General features: G+C 38.8%; 5 protein-coding genes and 1 pseudogene. 5 read left to right on the top strand and 1 reads right to left on the bottom strand.

The features are described 5' to 3' along the window. Positions 1 to 134 (top strand): annotated as a pseudogene (locus RWO85_RS09735) (type I glyceraldehyde-3-phosphate dehydrogenase); the annotation flags it as partial. A 67-nt stretch (positions 135 to 201) separates the two neighbouring features. Here the strand turns inward: RWO85_RS09735 and RWO85_RS09730 are convergent. Beyond that, positions 202 to 1,077: an RluA family pseudouridine synthase gene (locus tag RWO85_RS09730; RefSeq protein WP_314415631.1), complete on the bottom strand. Its 876-nt coding sequence runs from the start codon at positions 1,075 to 1,077 to the stop codon at positions 202 to 204. 86 nt (positions 1,078 to 1,163) lie between these two features. Here RWO85_RS09730 and pbp2a point away from each other — a divergent pair, with 86 nt between their 5' ends. From pbp2a to nusG, 4 genes are read left to right on the top strand one after another with little or no spacing between them, the layout of a single operon-like run. After that, positions 1,164 to 3,359 (top strand): penicillin-binding protein PBP2A, encoded by a 2,196-nt coding sequence (gene pbp2a / locus RWO85_RS09725; RefSeq protein ID WP_314415628.1) that lies wholly within the window; start codon positions 1,164 to 1,166, stop codon positions 3,357 to 3,359. A 52-nt stretch (positions 3,360 to 3,411) separates the two neighbouring features. Beyond that, complete coding sequence (rpmG, locus tag RWO85_RS09720; RefSeq protein ID WP_001809375.1) at positions 3,412 to 3,564, top strand: 50S ribosomal protein L33; 153 nt, start codon at positions 3,412 to 3,414, stop codon at positions 3,562 to 3,564. Between the two features lie 9 nt (positions 3,565 to 3,573). Further along, entirely contained in the window at positions 3,574 to 3,750 is a 177-nt protein-coding gene (secE, locus tag RWO85_RS09715; protein WP_042900249.1) for a preprotein translocase subunit SecE, read from the top strand. 53 nt (positions 3,751 to 3,803) lie between these two features. Next, on the top strand, positions 3,804 to 4,340 hold the full coding sequence (nusG, locus tag RWO85_RS09710; protein WP_000376740.1) for a transcription termination/antitermination protein NusG: 537 nt from the start codon (positions 3,804 to 3,806) through the stop codon (positions 4,338 to 4,340). Positions 4,341 to 4,353 lie beyond the last annotated feature (13 nt).

Here is a 4,353-nt window from a genome sequence, read left to right as displayed (position 1 = left end):
ACGCAACTCAAACTAAAGTTCTTGACGTTGACGGTAAACAATTGGTTAAAGTTGTATCATGGTACGACAACGAAATGTCATACACTGCACAACTTGTTCGTACTCTTGAATACTTCGCAAAAATCGCTAAATAATTCTTGAGTCGATAAAAAGCAAGGCCTCTGGTCTTGCTTTTCTTATATGGAAAAATGGATGACACAATCATCCATTCTTTTTTAATTCTTTTTCAAAAGTATCTGATAGGGTAGTGAAGCTTAATTTCTCTAGAGTAAGCGGATGGGTAAAGGATAGTCGAAAGGCGTGGAGCATAAGCCGACTTGTTTTTGATTTACTATTATAGAGAGGGTCGCCTGAAATAGGGAAGTTATGATGAGAAAGGTGCACACGAATTTGATGTGTTCGACCTGTCTTTAGCTTGCAACGAACCAAGGAAGTTTTGTTTGGAAATTGCTTTAATCTGCTTACATGCGTTTCAGCATATTGTCCATTTTTTGTATCAACTATTCGCTTTCTGCGATCATGGCGATCACGTCCGATTTTGTCCCTGAAAACAAGCTCTTTGCTGCTGATATGTCCGTCGACCTGTGCCCAATATTCCCTAGAAATCTCTTTTTTCTCCAATAAGCGATTGAGAATAGGTAGGATAAAAGGATTTTTGGCAAAGAGAACCAAGCCACTGGTTTCCATGTCTAGACGATGAACGATATAGCAGGTTTGGCCGACATAGGCACTGACATGGTTAAGAAGGGCGATTTCGTTTGGCTGATTACCATGCGTTTTCATCCCCTCTGGTTTGTTGACAATAATCAAGTGTTGATCTTGATAAACTTCCTGAACGAGGTTTGGGTTGCCCCAAGGAATTTCTTTTTCGGGATAATCTTCCTCGTCAAAAGTTAATTGGCAAACATCTCCAGGATTTACCATCTTGTTCCAATGAACTTCTCGCTGATTTATCAAAATATGTTTCTTGATTCTCAAAAAATGACGGATTTTTCTAGGGATGAGGAGTTGTTCCTCAAGTAATTGCTTTACCGTCATTTGAGGTAGAGAGTCTGGTAATGTAAATGTGAATTGCATACAGATATTGTAACAAAAAAAGCCCTATTTGGATAGGAAATAGCTAAATTCTTGTCTTCCTATGATGAAGATGATAAAATAAACGCATGAAATTAGATAAATTATTTGAGAAATTTCTTTCTCTTTTTAAAAAAGAAACAAGAGCACTAGAGGATTCTGATTCGACTAACTTGCGTCGCTCTCGTAGTGATCGAAAAAAATTAGCCCAAGTGGGTCCGATTAGAAAATTCTGGCGTCGCTATCATCTAACGAAAATCGTCCTTATACTAGGTTTGAGTGCAGGCTTGCTAGTCGGAACCTATTTGTTTGCTGTAGCCAAGTCAACAAATGTCAATGATTTGCAAAATGCCTTGAAAACTCGGACTCTCATTTTTGACCGTGAAGAAAAAGAGGCAGGTGCCTTGTCTGGTCAAAAGGGAACTTACGTTGAACTGACTGACATCAGTAAAAATTTGCAGAATGCCGTTATTGCGACAGAAGACCGTTCTTTCTATAAAAATGACGGGATTAACTATGGCCGTTTCTTCTTGGCTATTGTCACTGCTGGACGTTCAGGTGGTGGTTCTACTATTACCCAACAGCTGGCTAAAAACGCCTATTTGTCGCAGGATCAAACTGTTGAGAGAAAAGCGAAAGAATTTTTCCTTGCTCTAGAATTAACAAAAAAATATAGTAAGGATCAAATTCTAACCATGTACCTTAACAATGCCTATTTTGGAAATGGTGTGTGGGGTGTAGAAGATGCGAGTAAGAAATACTTTGGAGTTTCTGCATCAGAAGTGAGTCTGGATCAAGCTGCGACTCTGGCAGGGATGCTCAAAGGGCCGGAACTGTATAATCCTTTGAATTCCGTACAAGATTCGACTAATCGTCGCGACACTGTCTTGCAAAATATGCTTGCAGCGGGTTACATTGATAAAAACCAAGAAACCGAAGCTACAGAAGTTGATATGACTTCGCAATTGCACGATAAGTATGAAGGAAAAATCTCAGATTACCGCTATCCTTCTTACTTTGATGCGGTTGTTAATGAAGCTGTTTCCAAGTATAATCTAACAGAGGAAGAGATTGTCAATAATGGTTACCGCATTTACACAGAGCTGGACCAAAACTACCAAGCAAATATGCAGGTTGTCTATGAAAATAAAGCGCTATTTCCGAGGGCAGAGGATGGAACATTTGCTCAATCAGGAAGTGTCGCTCTCGAACCGAAAACAGGGGGAGTTCGTGGGGTTGTCGGTCAGGTTGCTGATAATGATAAAACTGGATTCCGTAATTTCAACTATGCAACCCAATCAAAACGTAGCCCTGGCTCTACAATTAAGCCTTTAGTTGTCTATACGCCAGCAGTTGAGGCAGGCTGGGCTTTGAATAAGAAGTTGGATAATCATACCATGCAGTATGACAGCTATAAGGTTGATAACTATGCAGGGATCAAAACGAGTCGAGAAGTTCCTATGTATCAAGCCTTGGCAGAATCGCTTAATCTACCTGCTGTTGCTACTGTTAATGATTTGGGTGTTGATAAGGCTTTTGAGTCAGGAGAAAAATTTGGACTCAACATGGAAAAAGTCGACCGTGTTCTTGGTGTCGCCTTGGGAAGTGGTGTCGAAACCAATCCTCTGCAAATGGCTCAAGCATATGCTGCTTTTGCAAATGAAGGTTTAATGCCTGAAGCTCATTTTATTAGTAGAATTGAAAATGCTAGTGGACAAGTTATTGCAAGCCATAAAAATTCACAAAAACGGGTGATTGATAAGTCTGTAGCTGACAAGATGACCAGTATGATGTTGGGTACATTCACCAACGGAACAGGTATTAGTTCATCACCTGCAGACTATGTCATGGCAGGAAAAACTGGAACAACTGAAGCTGTTTTCAATCCTGAATACACAAGTGACCAGTGGGTAATTGGTTATACTCCGGATGTGGTGATCAGTCACTGGCTTGGTTTTCCGACCACTGATGAAAATCACTATCTAGCAGGATCTACTTCAAACGGTGCAGCCCATGTCTTCAGAAATATTGCAAATACCATTTTACCTTATACACCAGGAAGTACCTTTACAGTTGAAAATGCATATAAGAAAAATGGAATTGCACCAGCTAACACAAAAAGACAAGTACAAACTAATGATAATAGCCAGATAGATGATAATTTGTCTGATATTCGAGGACGTGCGCAAAGTCTAGTAGATGAGGCTAGTCGGGCTATTTCGGATGCGAAGATTAAGGAAAAAGCTCAAACGATATGGGATTCGGTAGTCAATCTATTTCGTTAAGATGCTTGTCAAAGCCTAGCTTTCTTGTTATAATGGATAAGATGGAGGCGTTATGGCACTAAAAAAAGCAAGCCTAGCTTGTGCGGTTTGTGGTTCGAGAAACTATTCAATCAAGATTAGTGGAAACCCCAAGCCTACACGACTAGAAGTAAATAAATTTTGTAAGCATTGTGGCAAGTACACTACACACAGAGAAACGAGATAGGAGAGAGCGATGCGTTTTATTGGAGATATTTTTAGACTTCTTAAAGACACAACATGGCCAACTCGCAAGGAAAGCTGGAGAGATTTTCGTTCTATTATGGAATACACAGCTTTCTTTGTAATAATTATTTACATTTTTGACCAGTTGATTGTTTCAGGTTTGATTCGATTTATTAACATTTTTTAGAAGGTTAGTGGAGTTAATTACACTAGAAGTCTTCTATTATGAAAGGAAGTATCATGGATAGTTTTGATAAAGGATGGTTTGTCTTACAAACCTATTCTGGTTATGAAAATAAGGTAAAAGAAAATCTATTACAACGTGCACAAACCTACAATATGTTGGATAATATTTTACGTGTTGAAATTCCAACACAAACAGTGCAAGTTGAAAAAAATGGAAAGAGAAAAGAAGTAGAAGAAAATCGCTTTCCAGGTTATGTTCTTGTAGAAATGGTCATGACAGATGAAGCTTGGTTTGTTGTTCGAAACACACCAAACGTTACAGGATTCGTCGGATCTCACGGAAATAGATCAAAACCAACTCCATTATTGGAACAAGAAATTCGTGATATCTTGGTTTCTATGGGACAAACTGTACAAGAGTTTGATATCGATGTTGAAGTTGGTCAAACTGTACGTATTATTGATGGAGCTTTTGCAGATTATACCGGTAAGATTACGGAGATTGATAATAATAAAGTGAAGATGATTATCTCTATGTTTGGTAATGATACAGTTGCAGAAGTAAACTTAAATCAAATTGCAGAATTATAACCCTGAGAGAGGC

Source organism: uncultured Streptococcus sp., assembly GCF_963521865.1.
In the GTDB taxonomy this organism is placed as follows: Bacteria; Bacillota; Bacilli; order Lactobacillales; family Streptococcaceae; genus Streptococcus.
This window is presented reverse-complemented; position numbering and strand designations above follow the sequence as displayed.

Excerpts from the sequence above, each read along its gene's own strand:
- RWO85_RS09730 (WP_314415631.1), bottom strand. The coding sequence starts at position 1,077 with ATGCAATTCACATTTACATTACCAGACTCTCTACCTCAAATGACGGTA.
- pbp2a (WP_314415628.1), top strand. The coding sequence starts at position 1,164 with ATGAAATTAGATAAATTATTTGAGAAATTTCTTTCTCTTTTTAAAAAA.
- rpmG (WP_001809375.1), top strand. The coding sequence starts at position 3,412 with ATGGCACTAAAAAAAGCAAGCCTAGCTTGTGCGGTTTGTGGTTCGAGA.
- secE (WP_042900249.1), top strand. The coding sequence starts at position 3,574 with ATGCGTTTTATTGGAGATATTTTTAGACTTCTTAAAGACACAACATGG.
- nusG (WP_000376740.1), top strand. The coding sequence starts at position 3,804 with ATGGATAGTTTTGATAAAGGATGGTTTGTCTTACAAACCTATTCTGGT.